Genomic DNA, 21,474 nt, shown 5'->3' with positions numbered 1-21,474 from the left:
CGCCGGCACGGCCCGGAGTAGCATGGGGCCGTGCGTTTTTCTTCCCGCGTCGACATGTCCGCCCCCAATCCGATTGCCGCCGCCGAACGGCAGGCCCGCGCCGACGGCGTCGCGCTGGGCAGGCTCAACGATTCGAACCCCACCCGCCACGGCCTGGCACCGGCATGCCTTCCGGCCGTCTACGATGCCGATCCGCGCGGGCCCGTCAAGGCCCGCGAAGCGCTCGCCGCCTTCATCAACGCGCGCGACGGGCGCGACGGCGCAGGCGACGCCGCCGCGCCGCTCGAGGCGGCGAATCTCTATGTGCTCTCGTCCACGTCGCAGGCCTACTCATGGCTGATGAAGCTGCTGTGCGACCCCGGCGACGCGGTGCTGGCGCCCAAGCCCGGCTATCCGCTCATCGAATCGATCGGCCGGCTCGAAGGGGTGGACGCGCTGCCCTACCGCCTGGCGTTCGACGGCTCGTGGACGATCGACGTGCCGTCGGTGCGCCAGGCGCTTGAAGGCCCGGACGGCGCACGCATCCGCGCGCTGGTCGTCATCAACCCGAACAACCCGTCCGGCTCGTACGTCAAGCCGTCCGAGCGCGAGGAGCTGGTGGCGCTGTGCGCCGCGCATGGCATCGCCGTCATCGCCGACGAGGTGTTCTTCGGCTACGGGCTGGAACCGTTTGCCGGCAACCGCCGTTTCGCCGGCGAGAGGCGCGTGCTGACGTTCGCGCTCGACGGCTTCTCGAAGATGCTTGCCGCCCCGCATGCCAAGGTCGGCTGGATCGAGGCGTCCGGCCCGCGCGGCGACGTGGCCGAGGCGATGCGCCGCCTCGACGTCATCGCCGACGATTTCCTGCCGATGGGCGAAACGGTCGCTTCGCGCATCCCGGCGATGCTGCGCGAGGCGCCGGAACAGACGGCGCGGGTCGGCGAGCGCGTGCGCGGCAACCTCGCCGCGCTGCGCCGCATGCTGGCGGCGGACCCGGATGGCCTGGTGGACGTGCTGCGCGCCGAGGGCGGCTGGAACGTGCTGGCGCGCGTGCCGTCGGTCATCGACGAGAACGAGCTGGTGCTGCACATGGTCGCCACGCAGCGGCTCAGCGGCCAGCCCGGCTATTTCTTCGACATGCCCTCGAACGGGTACGTGGCGCTTTCGCTGCTGCCCGAGCCTGCGGAATTCGAACGCAACGTACACGGGCTGCTGCGCGCCGTCCGGGAGCTGATTGCCTGACGCAAGCGCCCGATAACGACGGAAGGCCGCCCCTTGCCGAAGAAGGGACGGCCTTCGCCTGGATCCTCAATCCGCGGGAATCCCCACGGCAAATCACTTGGACTGCACGGACGCGTAGTACGCGGCGCCGATGATGCCGGCCTCGTTGTGCAGGGTTGCGGCCACGATCGGCGTGTTGATCTCGATGTACGGCAGGAACTTCTCGGACACGCGGGACACGCCGCCGCCGACGACGAACAGTTCGGGGTTGAAGTACATCTCCATGAGGCTGTAGTACTTCGTCAGGCGCTTCGCCCACTTCTTGTAGCCCATGTCGAGCTTCTCGCGCACCGACGAGGCGGCGTACTTCTCGGCGTCGCCCTTGCCCTTCTTGAGCTCGATGTGGCCCAGCTCGGTGTTCGGGATCAGCACGCCGTTGTAGATCAGCGCGGTGCCGATGCCGGTGCCCAGCGTCGTGGCGATGACCAGGCCCTCCTGGCCCTTGGCGGCGCCGAACTGCTGTTCGCCCAGGCCGGCGGCATCGGCGTCGTTGACGACGGTGACCGGACGGCCGCAGGCCTCGGAGAAGACCTCGGTGACGTCCACGCCGATCCACGACTGGTCGAGGTTGGCCATGAAGTCCAGCTTCTTGCCGGGCTTGATCGGGGCCGGGAACGCGATGCCGACCGGCACGTCCTCGGGCACGTCGAAATGCTCGAGCTGCTGGCGCACGATGTCGCCCACGGCCTGCGGGGTGGAATGTTCCGGAGTGAGGATCTTGTAGCGCGGTTCCGCGAAGCGGCCTTCCTCCAGGTTCACGGGGGCGGCCTTGATGCCGGAGCCGCCGATGTCTACGCCGAATGCCTGAGCAGTTTCAATCATCGTTGACCTTCTCCTAAATGATGTAGTGTTCCTGCAGAAACGAAAACGTTTGCAAAACCTACCCTACCGTATCCGGAGGAACACGGCAGGCTTGTTTTCACTTTTTCCATTCTATATTAGTTTAAGCGTTTGACTTATTGAATTCGTCTCTTTGAATACAAGATTTCTGCAAACCTTCGCAAACGCCGGTCTTTGCTTGCAGCTAAGAATGAACCGACAGGTTTCAGGGAAGGTGAAATTCCTTACTGGCGGTAACGGGCGGCACGCCCGAAGCCCGCGACCCGCTTCACGGCGGCCGATCCGGTGCGATTCCGGAGCCAACGGTTACAGTCCGGATGGAAGAAACAAGGAGGCCCCACCATGGGCAAATCCACCCATGCCCCGGCAACGCGCCCAGACAACGCCCATTCGACGGGAGTCGGCGCATCCGGCCGCTGGTCCACCAGGCGCATCGCCATGTACGCGCTGTTCGTCGCGCTCGCCATGGCGCTGAGCTTCATCGAATTCCCGCTCATTCCCGGCACGCCGTGGCTCAAGTACGATCCGTCCGGCATCGTCGCGCTCGTCGCCGGCTTCGCATTCGGGCCGTCCGGCGCCGTCATCGTCTCGACGCTCGGGTTCCTGCCGCATCTGTTCACGAATCCGTGGGGCTGCCTGATGGGCGTCCTCGTCGCGCTCGCGCTCTCGCTGCCGCCGGCATTGGTCTACCGGGGCCACAAGTCGCGCCGCGCGGCCGCAGGAGGCCTGGCGCTGGGCGCCGTATGCGCGCTTGCCGTCGCCATCGTCGCCAACCTGCTGATCACGCCGCTGTACGCCCACATGACGATGGCGCAGGTCGCCGCGATGATCGTGCCGGTGCTGCTGCCGTTCAATCTCGTCAAGTTCGCCATCAACTGCGTCGTGACGTTCCTCGTCTACAAGCCCATCTCGAAGCTGATCGGCCGATGAGCGTACAGGAGGGCGCCATCAGCCTGCGCGGCGTGAGGTTCACCTACGACGCAGGCCGTTCGTGGGCGCTGGACGGCGTGTCGCTCGACATCCGCGCCGGCGAATGGGTCGCCATCGCCGGGCCCAACGGCTCGGGCAAGTCGACGCTGGCCCGCGTCATCGCGGGGCTCGTGGCGCCCGACGCCGGCGACGTCACGCTCGCCGGCCAGCGCGCCTGCATCGCCGGCGAGCCCGATCCGGCCGCCTACCGCGCGGCGCGGCGGCTCGTAGGCGCCGTGTTCCAGAACCCGGCCGACCAGATCGTCACGACCACCGTGGAGGACGACGTCGCGTTCGGCCCGGAGAACCTCGGCGTCGACCCGCCGGGCATCGGCGAGCGCATCGCCCGCTCGCTCGACGCCGTGTCGATGCAGGATGCGCGCCATGGCGACCCCACGCGCATGTCCGGCGGCCAGCAGCAGCGCGTCGCCATCGCCGGCCAGCTGGCGATGGACGCCTCCATCCTCGTGCTCGACGAGCCGACGGCCATGCTCGACCCCGATGCGCGCGCCGACGTCATGCGCACGGTGCGCGCCATCCACGATGCCGGCACCACCGTCGTGTTCGTCACCCACCACCGCGATGAAATCGACGCCGCCGAACGCGTCATCCGGCTGGAGGAAGGGCGCATCGTCCCCTCCGGCACCGCGCCCGGCACCGCCCTGCCGGAGGTGAACGTTCCGCCGTCCACCTCCGGCAACCCGCCCCTAGATGCGGACATGGTTCACACGCCGGGCGCTGCGGCCAGCGAGCCGGCAATCTCGTTCAGCCATGTCACGTTCCGCTATGGCGACGCGCAGCGGCCGGCCCTCGACGACGTGACGGTGTCGGTCGGCGCCGGCGAAACGGTGGCGCTGATCGGCCGCAACGGTTCCGGCAAGACGACGTTCGCCCGGCTCGCGGCCGGGCTGGAGACCCCGCAGCGCGGCTCGATCCGCGTCTGCGGCATCGACGTGGCCACGGCCGGGCGCCGCACGCGCACCGGGCGCGAACGCCCCTCGCGCCAAGCCGGGCGCCGTCAGCGCATGGCGCTGCACCACACGCTGGGCTATGTCATGCAGCATCCCGAACGCCAGCTGTTCGCCGACACCGTCGCGCAGGACGTCGCGTTCGGGCCGCGCTCGCAGGGGCTCGGCGAGCAGGCCGTGCAGGAACGCGTCGGCGAGGCGCTGGAGCTGCTCGGCATCGCGCCGCTGGCGCAGCGTTCGCCGATGGAGCTGTCGGGCGGCCAGCAGCGCCTGGCCGCCATCGCCGGCGTCATCGCCTGCCACCCGTCGCTGCTGGTCCTCGACGAGCCGACCGCCGGCCTCGACGAGCGCGCCTGCGCCAGGATCGGCAGCCTGATCGAGGAGCTCAAGCGACGCGGCGTCGCCGTGCTGCTCGTCACGCACGCCATGGACGAGGCGAACCGCTACGCCGACCGCATCGTGCTGTTCGGCGACGGTCCGCAGGACGCCGGATGGAACCGGCACGGCCTTCCCGTCACCCGCGTCAACGCCACGCCGCTGCCGGCGGCCGCGCAGGCGGCCGAGGCGAGCGAGCATGCCAGCAGCCAGGAACGCTATAGCTGGGTGTCCTCGCTCGACCCGCGCGCCAAGTCGCTGGGGTTCCTGGCACTGATGTTCTCCGCGTTCGCCATGTCGCGCTGGCCGCAGCTGGCGGTGGGCTTCGCCGTATGCGCGGCGCTCGTGGCGCTCGCGCACATCAAGCCGTCCGCGCTGCTGCGTTCGGTGCACATGTTCCTGGCGATGTTCGTCATCATGGGCGCGCTCAACGTGTTCTTCGTGCGTTCCGGCACGCCGCTGGCGCATATCGGGCCGCTGGCGATCACCGACGACGGCGTGTCGGTGGCGGTGCTGTACATGCTGCGCTTCTCGCTGGTCATCGTGCTCGGCGCGCTGCTGCTGGCCACGACGACACCGACGGCGCTGACCGATGCGTTCGAGTCCGCGCTGGCGCCGCTGAAGGCCGCCGGCGTGCATACGCAGGAAATAGCGCTGGTGCTGTCGCTGGCGCTGCGGTTCCTGCCGACGCTGGGCGCCGAGGCGAAATCGATCCTCGAGGCGCAGCAATGCCGCGGGGGCTCCGTGGAGAGCGGCTCGCCGTCCAAACGCATCCGCGCGCTGTGCGCCATCGTCGTGCCGGTGTTCGCGGCCGCGCTGCGCCACGCCGACAACCTGTCGCTGGCACTCGATGCGCGCTGCTACGAGGACGGCATCAGCCGCACCCACTGGCGCCGCTACCGCTTCGACGCGCACGACTGGCTGTTCCTGGCGCTGGCAGCCGCCCAGATCGCCGCCCTGGTCGCGTTGGCGCACCTCTAGGAATGCGCCGCTGACCGACCCTCCCCCTCCGCCCCGTCGCGCCCGGCTCCGCGGCGCCGGCAGCAGCCGCCTAGCATCCCGCCCTCCCCTGCACAAGCCCGCTTGTTCGCTTCCAGCGGCTTCTCCCAGTGCAAACGGCGCTTTGCTCCGGGCGCCCGTCTTCCTAGGATGGTGGGCAACGGCCCGGGGCGCCTTGGGGCGCCGCCGGCACATCGCAAGAAAAGAGGCTTCATCCATGATGCATCGCACGGCCCTGAACAACGAGGTCATGATCCCGCAGATCGGCTTCGGCGTCTTCCAGCTCGACAACGGCAAGGACACCGAGGACGCCGTCTCCACGGCGCTCGAAACCGGCTACCGGCTGCTGGACACCGCCACCGTCTACGGCAACGAGGAATCGGTGGGCGCCGCCGTCGCCTCGAGCGGCATCGCCCGCAACGAGCTGTTCATCACCACGAAGGCGTGGAACACCGACATCCGCAAGGGCCGCGTCAAGGACGCGCTGCGCAAGAGCCTCGACGACCTGAAGATGGACTACGTCGACCTCTACCTCATCCACTGGCCGGTCGAAGGCTGGCAGCGTGCCTGGGAAGACATGCAGTCGCTGTACGAGGACGGCCTGGTACGCGCCATCGGCGTGAGCAACTTCGAGCGCGAGAACATGGAGGCGGTCCTGTCGATGGGCGGCGTCGTCCCGGCCGTCGACCAGTTCGAGTCGTCGCCGCAGTTCCAGAACACCGACCTGGTGAGGTTCTGCCAGTCCAAGGGCGTCGTCGTCGAGGCGTACCAGCCGCTGGGCGGCCAGGACAGCGCCGCGAAGGTGCTCGACAACCCGGTGCTGATCGAGATCGGCACGAAGTACGGCAAGTCGCCGGCGCAAGCCGCGCTGCGCTGGCAGATCCAGCGCGACGTCATCCCGCTGCCGCGCTCGCGCCACGCCGCGCGCATCGAGCAGAACTTCGACGTGTTCGACTTCGAGCTTTCCCCCGAGGATATGAAGGCCATCGATGCCATCGGCACCGGCGTGCGCAATGGCGCCGACCCGAGCCACATCGACTTCTAGCCTTCCCTGTAACGCTTCGGTCCTTTGCGCCTGCGTGCCGGACTCATTCCCCACCCCTTTCATCGTCCGTCGCGAAGGCCTTTGAATCGAACGAAACGCCCGCCGTGCGCAGAACGTATGCGCCGCGGGCGTTTTCCTTTGCCGCCGGTTGCCTTGTTCCGGCGCCGCCGGTACGATGGCAACCGGCTTTGCCGGGCAACGCTCCGCGGGCGCCGTTTGCGCAATCCCCGGCGAGAGAAACAAGATTTTCAGGAACAAGATGTACGAACCACAGGAAAGGCAACCCATGGCATCGCTTTCGAAGAAGCAGATCAAGCAGCTGCGTACGCTGGCCAACCACCTCAACCCGCTCGTCCAGATCGGCAAGAACGACCTGAGCGACACGGCCATCGCGCAGGCCGACGAAACGATCGAGAAGCGCGAGCTCATCAAGTGCGCCGTGCTCGACGGATCGGGCCTGGACGCCAAGGATGCGGCGCAGGGCCTCGCCGAGGCGCTGGGCGCCGAAGTGGTGCAGGTCATCGGCAACCGCTTCGTGCTGTTCCGCCGCTCCCGCCGCACCGACATCGAGCATATCGCCCTCGTGCGCGACTAGTCCTGTCCGCTTCCCGTGGGACAGCTGACGGTTTCCCAGGGGCGCCCCGGCCGGCTGGGAGCGCCGCGCCCTACCGCTCCCAGCCGGGCTTCCAGGACATCTGCCTGCGGTAGGCGCTGTCCCAGAACATGTATTCGTTCTCCACGCCGTCGACGAAGAGGTCGGTCAGTTCCCGCCGCTTGTCTTCGCCGGCTTCCTGCGCCATCGGCTCGATATGGTCGATCAGCCACTGCGCGCCGGACCAGAACGAACCGGTGCTGTACATGTCGATCCATGGCCGGTACGGGTTGGTTTCCAGCGTGCCGGCGAACTCTTCGGCAAGCCGCTGGCCGTAGTCGGCATACACCCATGCGCACGGCAGCACCGCCACCATCACGTCGAGGATGTCGCCGCCGTAGGCGATGGCGAGCATGTTGGAGGTGTACGCCCGCGCGAACGCCGACTGGCGCGACTGGGCCAGCGTTTCCGGCGTGATGCCGAAGGACGCGAGGAACGAGCGGTGCAGCGACGTCTCGACGTGGAACACGTCGTTCTGCACCTTCGCCATGAACTGCATGATCTGTGGATCGTCCGTCTTGGCGAGCGCCAGCGCGTGGACCTTCGCGTAGTCGTTGAGGTAGAGGGAATCCTGCGTCATGTAGAACGCGAACCGGTCGCGTTCCAGCGTGCCGGCGCCCAGTTCGCGCAGGAACGGCTGCCGGTAGCCTTCCTCCCACACCGTATCCGCCGCCTGCCGCAGCGTCGCCGCAAACGGCGGCAGATTGCCAGGCATCGTCGGCTTGGATTCATCGTACGTCATCAAAGCATGCGTCATCGGAGCACTCCCTACGCTGGTATTGGCCATTTCAGGTTCGAAGGGTCAGGCCGCCAGGCCTTTCTCAACCGCTCCGGCAGCGTCCTGCGACGTCGCCGGCCTGGTTCCCCTGTGTCTGTCCGTTTCATCCAACCAGAACGCGGCGACGATTCCTTCCGGCAATCTCCACGCCGCCTCCACGCCGCGCACGCCCCAATCCCCTACACTTGGATGGCATGAGACTTCTGGCAAACATCATCTGGCTGGTGTTCGGCGGCCTGGAGCTGGCGTTCGGATGGGCGGTCATCGGCGTAGTGCTGTGCATCACGATCGTCGGCATTCCGCTGGGCGTGCAGGCATTCAAAATGGCCGGCCTCACGCTCACGCCGTTCGGCAAGTCCGTGCAGTACGGCGGCGGGGTCGGCTCGCTGATCCTCAACATCGTCTGGGTCGTCCTGGCCGGCCTGTGGATGGCGATCGGCTACGTCGCCGCCGGCGTGGTCAACTGCGTCACGATCGTCGGCATCCCGTTCGGCCTGCAGTCGTTCAAGATGGCGAAGCTGGCGCTGTGGCCTTTCGGCGCCACGATTGAATAAAGGCGGCAATACAGGGCGGCTCAGTATCCGTGGCTGTGCAGGTACGCGTCGTCGAACCCGAAGTAGTGGCCGAGTTCGTGCAGCACCGTCTTCTGGATCTGCTTGACCATTTCGGCGTGGGTATGGCAGACGCGTTCGTGCGGCCCCTTGTAGATCGTGATCTTGTCCGGCAGCACTCCGGCATACGACGTCGTGCGCTGCGTAATCGGAATGCCCTGGTACAGCCCCAGCAATTCGCCGCCCTGCGTGCATCCGACGCTGCTCAGCTCCTGCCGGGTCGGTTCGTCGGCCACGGTGATCGCGATGTTGCTCAGCGCCTTCTTGAACTTGTCCGGCAGCGCCGCCACCGCTTCCGTCACGGTGCGTTCGAACTCCTGTTCGCTCATCTTCATACGACTACCCTACCGGTTCCCTAGCCGAGATTCCGCGGAATCGCCTTCAGCCGGCACCGGCACCTTCTCGGCGTCCTTCTCGGGCGCCCACGACGCCCGGTCCGCCGTGAAGACGAACAGTCCCGCGAACGCGAATACTATGACTACGACTGCAACGCTCAACATGTGGATCCCCCTGCCATGCCGTGGCTGCGTCATCCCAACGCAGCGCTTTCCTCGGCCCTTCCAGCTCAGCGGTTCCCCAACCGCCTTCGCTCTCCCTACGCCTTCAATATACGGGGGTTTGGGTTCCCGCGTAAGCGATTCCTTCAACCGAGTAACGCCAGCGTGTTCCAATCCTTTTCACAGGAAAGCATGCAGCCCCCATACTGCCCGATACCGTCGATGCCGCCAAACGGCAAGTGCGGAGCCCTTCCGGAGGAAGGAACCCCGCACTTTGCATTGCCGGTCAATCAACGCCCTGTATGGCGGATTTCGCCGGGAACGTCAGGCCTGCTTCTTGCGCGGCACGTAGATGACGGTGTCGATGAGCTTCTTGTAATGGTCGGTGATCTGCTTGCGGCGCGTCTTGAGGGAGGCGGTGAGCATGCCGTTTTCCTCGGTGAACTGCTCGGGCAGGATCTCGAACTTGCGGATCGACTCGGCTCGCGAAACGCCTTCGTTCGCCTTGTTGATGATGCGCTCGACTTCGGCGTGCACGATCGGGTTCTTCGCCATCTCCTCGAGATTGGCTGCCGGCGCGGCGCCGCGCGACTGCAGCCAAGCATTGCCGTCTTCCAGATCGAGCGTGACCAGGGCGGCGACGAACGGCTTGCGGTCGCCGATGACCAGGCACTGCGAGACGACCGGCGACGTCATCACCGTCGTTTCCAGCGCGGACGGCGAAACGTTCTTGCCGCCCGCGGTGATGATCAGGTCCTTCTTGCGGCCGGTGATCGTGATGTAGCCTTCGTCGTCGATGTCGCCAAGGTCACCGGTATGCAGCCATCCGTCGGTGATCTGCTCGGCCGTCACCTCCGGCTGGTTGTGGTAGCCCATGCAGATGCTTTCGCCCTTGAACAGCAGCTCGCCGTCGTCGGCGATGCCCACCGTCGTGCCGTTGAGCGGCTGGCCGAGGGTGCCGATCTTGTTGCCTTCGGGCAGGTTCACCGACACCGGGCCGCTCGTTTCAGTCATGCCGTAGCCTTCGTACAGCGGAACGCCGATGCCGCTGAAGAAGTGGGAGAGCTCCGGGTCCATCGGCGCGCCGCCGGTGATCGCGAAGTCGGCGTTCGGGCCGAAGATCGTGCGGATCTTCTTGTAGACGGCGGCCTCGTAGAACGCGTGGCGGCATTTCAGGCCGAAGCCCGGCTTGTCGCCGGCCTGCTCGGTCTTCGACCATTCGATGGCCGTCTTGACGCCGCGGGCGAACAGCTTGCCGGAAACGCCGGTGCCGGCGCGCTGCGAAGCCGCGTTGTAGACCTTCTCGAACACGCGGGGCACCGCCAGCAGGAGCGTCGGGCCGAACGTTTCGAAATCGTGCACGATCGACTTCATGTCGCCGCTCAGCGCGACGGTTACGGTGCCTCCAATGCCGACGATCGTCATGAAGCGGGCGAACACGTGGCTCATCGGCAGGAACAGCAGCAGGCGGCGGTCGGGGATGTCGATCGCGCGCGGCATCTTCTGGTAGGAATGCATGCATTCGGCCGCCATGTTGCGGTGGCTGATCTCCACGCCCTTCGGCGTGCCGGTGGAGCCGGACGTGTAGATGATCGTCGCCAGGGTATCGCCATGCGCCGCGTTCTTGCGCGCGTAGAACTCCTCGTCGGTGATGTGTTCGCCGAACGCGATGATCGCGTCGATGGCGCCCATGTCGATGACGAACGTATCGCGCAGCGACGGGATGTCATTGGCAACGGATTCGACCTTGTCGCGCTGCGTGTCGTCCTCGGCAAACGCCAGCACCACTTCGGAATCGTTGTAGACGGAGCGGATCTGCGCCGCCGAATTCGTTTCGTAGACCGGCACCGTCACGCAGCCGATGCCCATGATCGCCATGTCGAGCGCCACCCATTCCCAGCAGGTGTGGGCGATGATCGAAATCGATTCGCCGGGCCGGGCGCCCCAGCCAATCAGGCCCTTGCCGATCTTGATGACCAGGTCGCGGAACTCGGTGGCCGTATAGTAGCCCCAGCCGCTTGGCGCCGACTCGTCCTTGTAGCCGATGAGGTCGCCGTCGGGAAGGCGGTTGACGCGGTCCTCGAGGAAGTCGAACAGGTTGATATCGGGGTTGATCGGCTCCTTGAGCGGCGTCGTATACTGCTTGCGGATGCCAGGCTGTGCGGCGGCGCCGGCGCCCTGAAGTTCTTGTGTTGCCATACGTATTGGGATACACGCACACATTGACCTTCGCGGCCTTTAAGTTACGGAAACGTAACCGTACGTAACGCGACGCGCCGGACGCGCCGAAAACCGCCTCCGTAGAGGTTTTGCACAGATTGCGCTTGGTGCGTTGACAGTCAGAATGCTATATTCTGTTGATTGATCGTCATCAGCATCCGATTTCCCCGAGGAGGCGCCGTATGATCCGGCAACGATGCGTTTGCGGCAGGCAGCTGCAAGGCCTTGCCGTATCCGGACCATCGCGGTTCACGTTCATCCCGTCGTCGTCCCTCGCCCACTACAACTACGAACTGCCCTTCGAAGACGGCGTGCATCTTCCCGGCGGCCGCGTGCTTGAGCTGTGCCCGGCCTGCGGGGCGCTGACGTTCTGCCCCTATCCCCCGTTCAACGGCGTGGAACGCGGCAACGACCCGATGATCACGAACGGCCCGGGCACCGTCTACGAGCAATGCGACCTGGCCTCCATCCCGCCCACCTACCGCTCCTTCAGGGCCCTGATGTCGTCCGGCGTCACCGGCGGCATCATGTATTCGGACGCGTTCAAGGACAACCTCGCCGACCTCTACCACACCGACGTGGACCGGCTGCCCAGCTGGAAGGTCGTCAAGGACGCCCTGCTCGACCATGGCAATACGAGCCTGGACGAATGGTGGTCGGCCGCCATCGGCCGCAATTTCATCGTGCTGTACGAAAACGCGAAGGTGCTGCGCCCGGTCGCCTCGTGGCACCGCATTCCGGGCACCGAGCCGCGCAACGAGCAGATCGAAACGCTGCGCGCGCTCAACAAGGACCCGCTGGCGCGGTTCGCCGCCGACACCACCGAAGTGAGCGAGGCGGAACGCCAGCTGTCGATCCCCAACGACCGGCGGCGCCTGCTGTCCATCGGCAACGCCGCGCGCCTGCGGATCATCGAATCGAGCATCCAGATCGGCCGCACGCTGACCGACATGCCGCAATGGGCCCCCGCATCCGCGCTGCGCGACGGCAACGAGCTGTTCAAGGAGCACGCCGTCGGCCAGCTTGACGAAACGGTATACGGCATCTGGCATGCGCTGGTGCATGACCCCGACCTGCGCTATGACGCCCAGGTGGACGTGCTGCTGCGCCACAATGCGCTGGCCAAGGTCACCTGTTCATGCGATGAAGGCCAGGCGCGGCATATCTGCAAGCACGTCACGGCGACGGTGCTGGAGCTGGGGCGCCGCTTCCAGTTCCGCGTGGCCGTGCCCGATGCGCGCCTCGAGCGTTCCGGCGGCAACCTGGCGGCGCGGCACCGCGACTCGGCGCTGGATTCCGACCGCTACCGCCATTACGCCGACGCCCTGACGCTCATCCACGAGGGGGCCGGGGACGCGCCGCGCTATGGCTGGCTCACCGCCTATATCGACCCGATCGAGCATTCCACCGAGTCGCTCTACCACATCGAGTTCATGGCCGTCGACCCGGCCGGCCGCCACAAGGTGGGCCTGTGCGTCTACTCGAAGGTCATGCTCTCGTTCATCGAGGAGGTCATCCACCACGACGCCGGCGACTATGCGAAGGTGCTGGACCGCTACGGCCTGGAGAAGAACGTGACGCTGTCGATCCTCAACGTCGAAACGCTCGACGGCATGCTCATCAAGGCGCTGGTGACGATGCTGGTCCATCAGGAGAAGTCGCACGAAGGCATCCTGGCCGAATCGCTGGAAAACGGCACGCTGCTGCGCATGCTGCGCCGCCTGGCGGCCATCGACGCCGAAAGCGGGCCCAAAGGCCCCAAACGCGCTCAGCCCAACGCTTGACGCGGCATGGCGCCGCAAGCTGCGCCCCTACGATAGAAGGCATGGACGAAACAACCACCGTGACCTACCGCGCCATGAAGCGCGACGACTACCCCGCCATCGTGTCGATGATGGCCGATGCATGGTACGCCAACGACAATCTCGATCCGCAGATCAGCGCGCGCATCGCCGAAGCGGACTTCGAATACTGCCTGGCCCGCTCCACGGAAGCCCAGGTGGCCGTGGCGGACGGCAATGTCGTCGGCGTCATCCTCGGACGCATCGACGCCAACGAAACGCGACCGCTGGTCAACCGGCACCATGCGCACGTCGCTTCCGCCTTGCTGCCGCTGTGCCGTTCGGCCGCCGGACGCAGGGCCGTGCGCGAGCTGCGCTCCCGCGAAAAGGCCGACAGCAAGCTCTTGAAGGAAGCCAGGGAAACCGGCAACGCCTACGACGCCGAAATCGTGCTGTTCCTCGTCGACCCGGCATGGCGGGGCAAGGGCATCGGGGGCCATCTGTTCTCCTGGCTGCTCGACAGGTTCAAGCTCGCGGGCGTGAAGAACTACTTCCTGATGACCGATACGACCTGCGACTTCGCCTTCTATGACCATCAGGGCCTGAGCCTCGAGAACACCACGCCGTGGCCGCAGTCGCCGGACGAGAACATGGTGCTCGACAACCATCTGCGGGTGCTGATGTACGACAACGAAACAGACGCGTCCAACGAAGGCGTCAACCCGCTGGGGCGCGACTGAAGGCCGTCCCGTAGCCACGTGCGCAACGCCGGCGTTCCGCTTGCGCGCAATGGCAAAAGGCCTGGACACCCCCTCGAGAAAGGGCGTCCGAGCCTTTTGCCATTGCGCTGGCTTGTACGGCGCAACCGGAGCCTACCGCAGGTCGGCAGCCGCCTCCAGCTCTTCATCGGCGGCTGTCTTGGGGCGCCCGGCCCCGCGGCGCGCGCGGATGGCGAAGGCGCAGCACAGCAGCGCGATCGCGATGACGAACACGGCGATCATCGCCACGAAGATCCACGTGCCGGCCGCCGCCGTCGCGGCGACGAACGACGCCGAGCCGATGGCGCCGCGCCCTGCCTGGCATACCGCCATGATCGTCGAGAACAGCGTCATGCCGATGGCGCCGCCGAACTGCACGCCGGTGTTGAACACGGCGTTGCCGTCGGGCACGAACGGTCCGGGGATGCCGGAGATGCCGCTGGTCATGATGCTCGAATAGCCCAGCGCGTAGCCGACGCCGAAAATGAAGTAGAAGCCGGCGAGCAGCCAGGGCGTCAGGTGCGCCGAGAAGCACAGCAGCAGCACGAGGCCGACGAATGCGGCGCCCATCGCGCCAAGGATCGGGCGGACGGCGCCGAAGCGGTCGTAGAGCATGCCGCCGATAGGCGCGCAGCAAGCGCCGACCAGGGCGCCCGGCAGCACGAGCAGGCCGGCGGTGAACGCATCCGTGCCCAGCGACAGCTGCGCCAGGTTGGTGATGACGTAGCCGAAGCCGATGCCGATGATCGGCAGCATCGTATAGCAGATGGCGTGCAGCAGCTCCACCGGGTCGCGCAGCCAGCCCAGGCGCAGCAGCGGCGAGAATGAGCGGGCCGAGGACCAGCAGAAGAACGCGAGCGCGCCGATGCCGGCGACGAGCGCGATGATGGCGACGGTCAGCGCCGTGCCGAAGGGCTCCCCCGCTACGCCGTCGGAAATGGCGACGCCGAGCTGGTTGACGCCCAAAATCATGCCGACCAGCGCGACGACGATGGCGATGAACTGCACGACGTTGAGCCGGGCCGCTTCGGTCGGCCGCGACTGGCGGATCGTCGCCAGCCCCAGCGGCAGCGAGACGATGACGATGATCGGGATGACGATGATGAAGATCGCGCGCCACGGCAGCACGGAGGAAATCGCGCCGCCGACGGTCGGGCCGATGGCGGGGGCGACGGTGATGACCAACGAGCCGACGCCCATCAGTCGCCCGACCTTGGAGCGCGGCGACTGCTCGAGGATGATGTTCATCATCAGCGGCGTCGCGATGCCCGAGCCGATGCCCTGCACGACGCGCGCCAGCAGCACCATCGGGAAGCTCGTGGAGAAGATCATGATCAGCGAGCCGGCCACGGCCAGCGTCACGGCCGCCACGAAATTCGATTTGAGCGTGAACCGTCGCGTGAGGAACCCGGAAACCGGCATCGTCGCGCCGACGACGAGCAGGTAGATCGTCGTGACCCACTGCACCGTCGACATCGATACGCTGAATTCCTCCATCAGTTCCGGGAACAGCACCGTCATGACCGTTTCGGTCAGGATGCCGATGAACGCCAGCGAACCTACCGCTCCGATGGCTCCCAGCAGCCGGCCGGGTATCTTCTCGCCGTCTGGCGCGGCGACCTGCCCGCTATCGCGTGGCGCGGCCGGTGCCGGCGACGTTCCGTTCGCGGGGCTGGCCATGGTTTCGTTCCGTTCTTCGTTCCTGTTCAGTTGAATCGCTCCTCGTCAGGCACGCGGGACCCTCCCGCGCACCGGGTTTGCCGAAAATGTCGGTTGCTTGGCTTCGCTGGATTTATCGCGGCGGCGTCCAGCGCCGGAAGAGACCGGCGGTCGCCATGCCGTTGGGTTGCGAAAGAAACCGGAACAAGATTACCGGCACACCCCCGACAAACGTCCAGAGCTTAGGCGCGCTTCATCTGGCGCTCCCGCAAGCGGAACGCCACGATCAGGCAGGCCAACGCGATGGCGAACACGATGAGCATCGACAGGAAGATCCACGTGCCGCCATTGGTGGTGGCCTGCACGTATGCCGGCGTGCCAATCTGGCCATGGCCGGCCTGGCATACCGCCATGATCGTCGAGAACAGCGTGATGCCGGCGGCGCCGCCGAACTGCATGACGGTGTTGAACACGGCGTTGCCGTCGGGCATGAACTGCGGTGGGATGTTGGACATGCCGGCGGTCATGATGTTCGAAATGCACAGCGCGTAGCCGACGCCGAACAGGAAGAAGAACGCCGCGAGCGTGAACGGCGTCAGGTGCTGCGAGAACGCGAAGAGCAGGATCAGGCCGAGCAGGCAGGCCGCCAGGGCCCCGAAGATGGGCTTGGCCGGGCCGTACTTGTCCAGCAGCATGCCGCCGATCGGCGCGCACAGTGCGCCGACCAGGGCGCCCGGCATCATCAGCAGGCCCGCGACCAGGGCGCTGGTGCCCAGCGACAGCTGCGCGAGGTTGGTGATGACATAGCCGAAGCCGAAGCTCAGCAGCGGCAGCAGCATGTAGGCGATGACGATGAGCAGGCATACCGGGTTGCGCAGCCAGCCGATGCGCAGCAGCGGCGAGAACGAACGGTGCGAGGAGAAGCAGAAGAACACGAGCGCCGCGATGCCGATGATGAACGCGACGAGCGTGATGGCCACGGCGGAGCCCACCGGCTGGCCGGCGACGCCGTCCGAAATCGCCACGCCAAGCTGGTTGACGCCGAGCAGCAAGCCGACCAGCGCGATGACGATGGCGACGAACTGGATGCCGTTGAGGCGCACGTCGGCGCTGGCGGGCTGCTTCTGCTCGATGCAGTGCAGGCCAAGCGGCAGCGACACGATCAGCACGATCGGCACGACCGCCATGAACACCGTGCGCCACGGGGCGACAGCCGCCACGGCGCCGCCGATCGTCGGGCCCAGGGCCGGGGCGACGGTGATGACCAGCGCGCCGACGCCCATCAGGCGCCCGACCTTCGTGCGCGGCGACTGCTCGAGGATGATGTTCATCATCAGCGGCGTCGCGATGCCCGAGCCGATGCCCTGCAGCGCGCGGGCGACGAGGATGAGCCAGAATTGGTATCCGAAGATCATGATGACGGAGCCGACGACGGCCAGCGCGATGGCCGCAATGAAGGCCTTCTTCAGCGTGAAGCGGCGCATGATGAAGCCGGACAGCGGCATCGTGGCGGCCACCGACAGCAGGTAGATCGTCGTCACCCACTGCACGGAGGACATGCTGATGGAGAATTCCTCCATCAGTTCCGGGAACAGCACCGTCATCAGCGTTTCGGTCAGGATGCCGATGAACGCCAGCGAACCTACCGCGCCGATCGCCCCGATCAGCTTGCCGGGAATCTTCTGGTCGCCCAGCGGTTCGGGGTTCGTCCCCCATTCGTCCTTGAGCAGCTGGTCGTCCTCCTCAAGGCGCGTTTCGGTACGCAGTTCGGAAGTGGAAGGGATGTTTGCGCCGCCCTTGGCGGCATGGGATTGCGTCATGATGGGAATGGATCCGTATGTTTCCGGTCGACAGGATACGGCGCCCGGGCAGCCCGGCAACGCGCGGTCGACCGCGGCTGGATTGCAGGCATCCGGCTCGCGGCAGCAGCGGCCAGCTTACCGCTTCGCGCTGGACAAATCCCCGTCGCCTGCCTGTCCGTGATCCTTGTCGTCGCGATGGATGACAGCCCTCATCCGTTCGAGCTGCGGCCCGATTTCACGCTCGTATCCGCGGCCTTTCGGATGGTAGTATTCGGTGCCCAGCAATTCGTCGGGCATGTACTGTTGCGTGGCGATGCCGCCCGGCTCATCGTGCGCATAGACGTACCCTTCGTGGTTGCCCCAGCTGGCCATCAGCTTCGTCGGGGCGTTGCGCAGGTGCAGCGGCACGGCGCCGATCCTGCCGGCCTCCACGTCGGCGAGCGCCGCGTTGATCGCCTCGTAGCTGGCGTTCGATTTCGGCGCCGTGGCGACGGCGATGACCGCTTCGCCCAGGATGATGCGCGCCTCCGGCATCCCCACCATCGCCACGGCCTGCGCGGCGGCGACGGCCACCTGGAGGATCTGCGGGGCCGCCATGCCGACCTCTTCGGCCGCGGCGATCATGACGCGCCTGGCGATGAAGCGCGGGTCCTCCCCCGCCGCCAGCATGCGGGCCAGATAGTGCAGGCTTGCATCCACGTCGCTGCCGCGCATCGACTTGATGAACGCCGAGGCAACGTCGTAGTGGTCGTCGCCGTCCTTGTCGTAACGGACCGTCGCCTCGTCCATGACCTTCGCCACGACCTCGGAAGTGACCAGCGGCACGGCAGCCTCCCCCGCTGCCCCCTTGGCGGGTGCATCGCCGGATTCATGGGCTGCCTGGGCAGCAACCCGTGCAGGGCCGCTGACGGCGCCGGCGGCGGCCTCGAGAATCGTCAGCGACTTGCGGGCGTCGCCGCCCGCCATGCGCACGATGTCGTCGAGCGCCGCCGGCTCGACGGACACGGCGTCGTCCAGCCCCTTGGGCGAGGCGATGGCGCGCTCGAGCACCGTACGGATCTCGCCCGGCTCCAGCGATTCGAGCTTGACGACCACCGAACGGCTCAGCAGCGGCTTGATGACCGAAAAGCTCGGGTTCTCGGTCGTTGCGGCGATGAACGTCACGTCGCGGTTTTCCACGCTGGGCAGCAATGCATCCTGCTGCGCCTTGGAGAACCGGTGCACCTCGTCGATGAACAGCACCGTCTCCTTGCCTTGCGTCACCAGGCGTTCGCGGGCCCTGGCGAGCACGTCGCGCACGTCCTTGACGCCGCTGGTCACGGCGGAAAGCTCTTCGAACACCCTGCCGGAAGACTGCGCGACGATATTGGCTATCGTCGTCTTGCCGACCCCGGGAGGGCCGAACAGAATGACCGAACTCGGCGCGGTCAGCGACCCCAGCGAAGCGGGATCCGCCAGACGGCGCAACGGCGACCCCGGCACGAGCACGCGCTGCTGGCCCACGACCTCGTCAAGCGTCGTCGGCCGCATGCGCACCGCAAGAGGCCGCACGAGTCCCGCATCGTCGCCGCCCATTTCGAAAAGATCGCCCTGTACATCCGCCATAGCCTCCATCCTAGCCGCAGGGAGAAAAGGGGCGTTCACGGCCCGCTATACTTGGCAACCATGGGAGCAGGAACGATGCAGCAGGATGAAGATACGCACAAGGCCGCAAGCGCATATGGCACGTTGGGGGCGCTGGCGCCGCGCGCGGACGAAGGCGGACGCAATCTGGACTCCGACGATATCTATGAACGCTTCTTCGGCTGGGTCGAGGACACGAAGCACGTCGAGCCGTGGCCGCACCAGGAGGAGGCGGTCATGGACCTGCTGGCGGGCGACCATGTCATCCTCAACACCCCGACCGGCTCGGGCAAGTCGATGGTGGCGCTCGGCATGCATTTCGCGGCGCTGTGCACCGGGCGCCGCTCCTACTACACGGCGCCGATCAAGGCGCTGGTGTCGGAGAAGTTCTTCGACCTGGTGGAGGTCTTCGGCCGCGAGAACGTCGGCATGATCACCGGCGACAGCCATATCAACCCCGACGCCCCGATCATCTGCTGCACGGCCGAGATCCTGGCCAACCAGGCGCTGCGCGAAGGCGCGCATGCCGACATCGGCTGCGTGGCGATGGACGAATTCCACTATTACGGCGACCCTGAACGCGGCTGGGCATGGCAGGTGCCGCTGCTGACGCTGCCGGACACGCAGTTCCTGCTGATGAGCGCGACGCTCGGCGACGTCGACGCCATCGCCGCCAAGCTGGAGGAGATGACCGACCGCGACGTCGACGTCATCGCCGACGCCCCGCGCCCGATCCCGCTCAGCTACGAGTACACGCTCGACCCGCTCGACAAGACGGTGCAGCTCGCCTTCTCCCGGGGCGAGACCCCCATCTACGTCGTCCACTTCTCGCAGGACGCGGCGCTGGAAACGGCGCAGGCGCTGGCGAGCGCCGGCGTCTCCAGCAAGGAGCAGCGCCAGAAGATCGCCGAGGCGATCAAGGGCACGAAGTTCACGACCGGTTTCGGCAAGATCCTGCAGCGGCTGCTGCGCACCGGCGTGGGCATCCACCATGCCGGCATGCTGCCGCGCTACCGGCGCCTGGTCGAGCAGCTGGCCCAGCAGGGGCTGCTGCCGGTCATCTGCGGCACCGATACGCTGGGCGTGGGCATCAACGTGCCGATCCATTCGGTGGTGCTCACGCAGCTGACGAAGTTCGACGGCTCGCATATGCGCCGCCTGCGCGCCCGCGAATTCCACCAGATCGCCGGCCGCGCCGGCCGCAGCGGCTTCGACACCGAAGGCCTGGTCATCGCCGAGGCGCCGGAGCACGAAATAGAGAACGCCAAGGCGCTTGCCAAGGCAGGCGACGACCCGAAGAAGCTCAAGAAGGTCAAGCGCAAGAAGGCGCCGGAAGGGTTCGTCAACTGGACCGAGACGACGTTCGACAAGCTCATCGACGCGGCTCCGGAAACGCTGGTGCCGCATATGCGCATCACCCATTCGATGGTGCTCAACGAGGTGCAGCAGGGCGGCGATGCACGACGCCGCATCGGCCGGCTCATCGACGACTCGTCGCAAACCCCCGAGCAGAAGGAGCAGCTGCACCAGCGGGCGGACGAGATCTTCGAAACGCTGTTCGACACCGGCGTCATCGAAACGGAAGAACGCCGCGATGGCGGCTTCGACTACTACCTGACCGTGGACGTGCCCGACAACTTCGCCCTCGACCAGCCGCTGAGCCCGTTCCTGCTCGCCGCCCTGGAACTGCTCGATCCCGACAGCGACACCTATGCGCTCGACGTCATCTCGATGGTCGAGGCGACGCTGGACGACCCCAAGCAGATCCTCAAGGCGCAGCAGCGCCAGGCGCGCGACAAGGCGATGCAGGAGATGAAGGAGGACGGCCTCGACTACGACGAGCGCATGGACCGCCTGCAGGACATCACCTATCCCAAGCCGCTCGAGGACATGCTGGACGCGGCCTTCACGCAGTACCGCCACGACGTGCCGTGGGCGAACGACTACTGGCTCTCCCCCAAGTCCGTCGTGCGCGACATGGTCGAGACGGCCTCCGACTTCACCGGCTACATCGCACGCTACAACATCGCCCGTTCCGAGGGCACGCTGCTGCGCTACCTGTCGGATGCCTACCGCGCGCTGGCGCGCACGGTGCCCGAGGAAAAGCGCAACGAGCAGCTCGACGACATCATCTCATGGCTGCGCGTCGTCGTGCGCTCGATCGATTCGAGCCTCGTCGACGAATGGGAGTCGGCAGGCGCGCTCGAACGCAGCGAACAGGCGGCGACGCTGGCGGCTCCCGGAGCCGCGGCTCCGGTCGTCGAAGACCGGCGCGGGCTGGTCGTGCTGGTGCGCAACGCCATGTTCCGGCGCGTGCAGCTCATGGACCTCGACGACCCGGAGCGTCTCGGCACGCTCGACAAGCCGTGGGGGTTCGGCGTGCATGAATGGGAGGACGCCCTCGACGCGTTCTACGACGAGCACGAATACGTGGGCATCGATGCGGCGGCCCGCAGCGGCGAGCTGTTCATCCTCGACAACCGGCTTGAGCAAAGCGAGCACACCTGGAAGGTGCGCCAGATCATCGACGATTCCGACGGCGACCACGACTGGGCCATCACCGGAACCGTCGATCTGGATGCCACGCAGGAGTCCGGCGAGGTCGTGTTCGTCGACTACGCCGTCGCCAGCATCTAG

General features: G+C 66.5%; 17 protein-coding genes and 2 riboswitches. Of the genes, 9 read left to right on the top strand and 8 right to left on the bottom strand.

From position 1 onward, the window contains the following. The first annotated feature begins 54 nt into the window (after positions 1–54). The gene (locus tag AC1AXT_RS03680; RefSeq protein ID WP_476540459.1) at positions 55–1,221 is read left to right on the top strand and encodes a pyridoxal phosphate-dependent aminotransferase; all 1,167 of its coding nucleotides are present in this window, start codon (positions 55–57) and stop codon (positions 1,219–1,221) included. Between the two features lie 93 nt (positions 1,222–1,314). Here AC1AXT_RS03680 and ppgK read toward each other — a convergent pair whose 3' ends face one another. Beyond that, positions 1,315–2,082, bottom strand: a complete 768-nt coding sequence (gene ppgK / locus AC1AXT_RS03675; RefSeq protein ID WP_476539272.1) for a polyphosphate--glucose phosphotransferase — start codon at positions 2,080–2,082, stop codon at positions 1,315–1,317. Between the two features lie 215 nt (positions 2,083–2,297). After that, positions 2,298–2,433, top strand: a riboswitch (FMN riboswitch). Positions 2,434–2,442: 9 nt separating this feature from the next. Here ppgK and AC1AXT_RS03670 point away from each other — a divergent pair. The 4 genes from AC1AXT_RS03670 to AC1AXT_RS03655 all read left to right on the top strand — a co-directional run bounded on the left by AC1AXT_RS03670 (position 2,443) and on the right by AC1AXT_RS03655 (position 7,051). Continuing rightward, complete coding sequence (locus AC1AXT_RS03670; RefSeq protein ID WP_476539270.1) at positions 2,443–3,030, top strand: ECF transporter S component; 588 nt, start codon at positions 2,443–2,445, stop codon at positions 3,028–3,030. Continuing rightward, a complete protein-coding gene (locus AC1AXT_RS03665) occupies positions 3,027–5,393 on the top strand; it encodes an energy-coupling factor transporter ATPase (RefSeq protein WP_476539268.1) in 2,367 nt (788 codons plus the stop codon). Before AC1AXT_RS03670 ends, AC1AXT_RS03665 begins: the two co-directional genes overlap by 4 nt. Before the next feature lie 235 nt (positions 5,394–5,628). Next, the gene (locus AC1AXT_RS03660) at positions 5,629–6,456 is read left to right on the top strand and encodes an aldo/keto reductase (RefSeq protein ID WP_476539266.1); all 828 of its coding nucleotides are present in this window, start codon (positions 5,629–5,631) and stop codon (positions 6,454–6,456) included. A 286-nt stretch (positions 6,457–6,742) separates the two neighbouring features. After that, complete coding sequence (locus AC1AXT_RS03655) at positions 6,743–7,051, top strand: YhbY family RNA-binding protein (RefSeq protein WP_476539264.1); 309 nt, start codon at positions 6,743–6,745, stop codon at positions 7,049–7,051. Positions 7,052–7,121: 70 nt separating this feature from the next. Here the strand turns inward: AC1AXT_RS03655 and tenA are convergent, their stop codons facing one another. Further along, positions 7,122–7,865, bottom strand: coding sequence for a thiaminase II (tenA, locus tag AC1AXT_RS03650; RefSeq protein ID WP_476539262.1), 744 nt, complete (start codon positions 7,863–7,865; stop codon positions 7,122–7,124). Beyond that, a riboswitch (TPP riboswitch) is annotated at positions 7,857–7,986 on the bottom strand. (Overlaps the previous gene by 9 nt.) Before the next feature lie 94 nt (positions 7,987–8,080). Here tenA and AC1AXT_RS03645 point away from each other — a divergent pair. Continuing rightward, a complete protein-coding gene (locus AC1AXT_RS03645; RefSeq protein ID WP_476539260.1) occupies positions 8,081–8,440 on the top strand; it encodes a YccF domain-containing protein in 360 nt (119 codons plus the stop codon). 20 nt (positions 8,441–8,460) lie between these two features. Here the strand turns inward: AC1AXT_RS03645 and AC1AXT_RS03640 are convergent, their stop codons facing one another. The 3 genes from AC1AXT_RS03640 to AC1AXT_RS03630 all read right to left on the bottom strand — a co-directional run bounded on the left by AC1AXT_RS03640 (position 8,461) and on the right by AC1AXT_RS03630 (position 11,193). After that, positions 8,461–8,832, bottom strand: a complete 372-nt coding sequence (locus AC1AXT_RS03640) for a metallopeptidase family protein (protein WP_476539258.1) — start codon at positions 8,830–8,832, stop codon at positions 8,461–8,463. A 9-nt stretch (positions 8,833–8,841) separates the two neighbouring features. Then, positions 8,842–8,997 (bottom strand): hypothetical protein, encoded by a 156-nt coding sequence (locus AC1AXT_RS03635; protein WP_476539256.1) that lies wholly within the window; start codon positions 8,995–8,997, stop codon positions 8,842–8,844. Between the two features lie 321 nt (positions 8,998–9,318). Further along, positions 9,319–11,193 carry an AMP-dependent synthetase/ligase gene (locus AC1AXT_RS03630; RefSeq protein WP_476539254.1) on the bottom strand — a complete coding sequence of 625 codons (1,875 nt, stop codon included), beginning with the start codon at positions 11,191–11,193 and terminating at the stop codon, positions 9,319–9,321. A 203-nt stretch (positions 11,194–11,396) separates the two neighbouring features. Here AC1AXT_RS03630 and AC1AXT_RS03625 point away from each other — a divergent pair, with 203 nt between their 5' ends. Then, a complete protein-coding gene (locus tag AC1AXT_RS03625; protein WP_476539252.1) occupies positions 11,397–12,998 on the top strand; it encodes a DUF6508 domain-containing protein in 1,602 nt (533 codons plus the stop codon). Between the two features lie 41 nt (positions 12,999–13,039). Beyond that, the gene (locus AC1AXT_RS03620; RefSeq protein ID WP_476539250.1) at positions 13,040–13,735 is read left to right on the top strand and encodes a GNAT family N-acetyltransferase; all 696 of its coding nucleotides are present in this window, start codon (positions 13,040–13,042) and stop codon (positions 13,733–13,735) included. A 132-nt stretch (positions 13,736–13,867) separates the two neighbouring features. On the opposite strand, the gene AC1AXT_RS03615 is transcribed toward AC1AXT_RS03620, so the two are convergent. The 3 genes from AC1AXT_RS03615 to AC1AXT_RS03605 all read right to left on the bottom strand — a co-directional run bounded on the left by AC1AXT_RS03615 (position 13,868) and on the right by AC1AXT_RS03605 (position 18,819). Continuing rightward, entirely contained in the window at positions 13,868–15,433 is a 1,566-nt protein-coding gene (locus AC1AXT_RS03615) for an MFS transporter (RefSeq protein ID WP_476539248.1), read from the bottom strand. A 221-nt stretch (positions 15,434–15,654) separates the two neighbouring features. Beyond that, positions 15,655–17,232 carry an MFS transporter gene (locus AC1AXT_RS03610; RefSeq protein WP_476539246.1) on the bottom strand — a complete coding sequence of 526 codons (1,578 nt, stop codon included), beginning with the start codon at positions 17,230–17,232 and terminating at the stop codon, positions 15,655–15,657. Positions 17,233–17,349: 117 nt separating this feature from the next. Beyond that, positions 17,350–18,819: a replication-associated recombination protein A gene (locus AC1AXT_RS03605; RefSeq protein ID WP_476539244.1), complete on the bottom strand. Its 1,470-nt coding sequence runs from the start codon at positions 18,817–18,819 to the stop codon at positions 17,350–17,352. Positions 18,820–18,879: 60 nt separating this feature from the next. Between AC1AXT_RS03605 and AC1AXT_RS03600 the strand changes: the two genes are divergently transcribed. Then, positions 18,880–21,474: a DEAD/DEAH box helicase gene (locus tag AC1AXT_RS03600; protein ID WP_476539242.1), complete on the top strand. Its 2,595-nt coding sequence runs from the start codon at positions 18,880–18,882 to the stop codon at positions 21,472–21,474.

This window comes from Bifidobacterium sp. LH_450 (genome assembly GCF_056356715.1).
This window is presented reverse-complemented; position numbering and strand designations above follow the sequence as displayed.

What these genes read in the sequence shown, in the direction of transcription:
- AC1AXT_RS03680 (WP_476540459.1), top strand. Translation starts at nt 55, where the DNA reads ATGTCCGCCCCCAATCCGATTGCCGCCGCCGAACGGCAGGCCCGCGCC.
- ppgK (WP_476539272.1), bottom strand. Translation starts at nt 2,082, where the DNA reads ATGATTGAAACTGCTCAGGCATTCGGCGTAGACATCGGCGGCTCCGGC.
- AC1AXT_RS03670 (WP_476539270.1), top strand. Translation starts at nt 2,443, where the DNA reads ATGGGCAAATCCACCCATGCCCCGGCAACGCGCCCAGACAACGCCCAT.
- AC1AXT_RS03665 (WP_476539268.1), top strand. Translation starts at nt 3,027, where the DNA reads ATGAGCGTACAGGAGGGCGCCATCAGCCTGCGCGGCGTGAGGTTCACC.
- AC1AXT_RS03660 (WP_476539266.1), top strand. Translation starts at nt 5,629, where the DNA reads ATGATGCATCGCACGGCCCTGAACAACGAGGTCATGATCCCGCAGATC.
- AC1AXT_RS03655 (WP_476539264.1), top strand. Translation starts at nt 6,743, where the DNA reads ATGGCATCGCTTTCGAAGAAGCAGATCAAGCAGCTGCGTACGCTGGCC.
- tenA (WP_476539262.1), bottom strand. Translation starts at nt 7,865, where the DNA reads ATGACGCATGCTTTGATGACGTACGATGAATCCAAGCCGACGATGCCT.
- AC1AXT_RS03645 (WP_476539260.1), top strand. Translation starts at nt 8,081, where the DNA reads ATGAGACTTCTGGCAAACATCATCTGGCTGGTGTTCGGCGGCCTGGAG.
- AC1AXT_RS03640 (WP_476539258.1), bottom strand. Translation starts at nt 8,832, where the DNA reads ATGAAGATGAGCGAACAGGAGTTCGAACGCACCGTGACGGAAGCGGTG.
- AC1AXT_RS03635 (WP_476539256.1), bottom strand. Translation starts at nt 8,997, where the DNA reads ATGTTGAGCGTTGCAGTCGTAGTCATAGTATTCGCGTTCGCGGGACTG.
- AC1AXT_RS03630 (WP_476539254.1), bottom strand. Translation starts at nt 11,193, where the DNA reads ATGGCAACACAAGAACTTCAGGGCGCCGGCGCCGCCGCACAGCCTGGC.
- AC1AXT_RS03625 (WP_476539252.1), top strand. Translation starts at nt 11,397, where the DNA reads ATGATCCGGCAACGATGCGTTTGCGGCAGGCAGCTGCAAGGCCTTGCC.
- AC1AXT_RS03620 (WP_476539250.1), top strand. Translation starts at nt 13,040, where the DNA reads ATGGACGAAACAACCACCGTGACCTACCGCGCCATGAAGCGCGACGAC.
- AC1AXT_RS03615 (WP_476539248.1), bottom strand. Translation starts at nt 15,433, where the DNA reads ATGGCCAGCCCCGCGAACGGAACGTCGCCGGCACCGGCCGCGCCACGC.
- AC1AXT_RS03610 (WP_476539246.1), bottom strand. Translation starts at nt 17,232, where the DNA reads ATGACGCAATCCCATGCCGCCAAGGGCGGCGCAAACATCCCTTCCACT.
- AC1AXT_RS03605 (WP_476539244.1), bottom strand. Translation starts at nt 18,819, where the DNA reads ATGGCGGATGTACAGGGCGATCTTTTCGAAATGGGCGGCGACGATGCG.
- AC1AXT_RS03600 (WP_476539242.1), top strand. Translation starts at nt 18,880, where the DNA reads ATGGGAGCAGGAACGATGCAGCAGGATGAAGATACGCACAAGGCCGCA.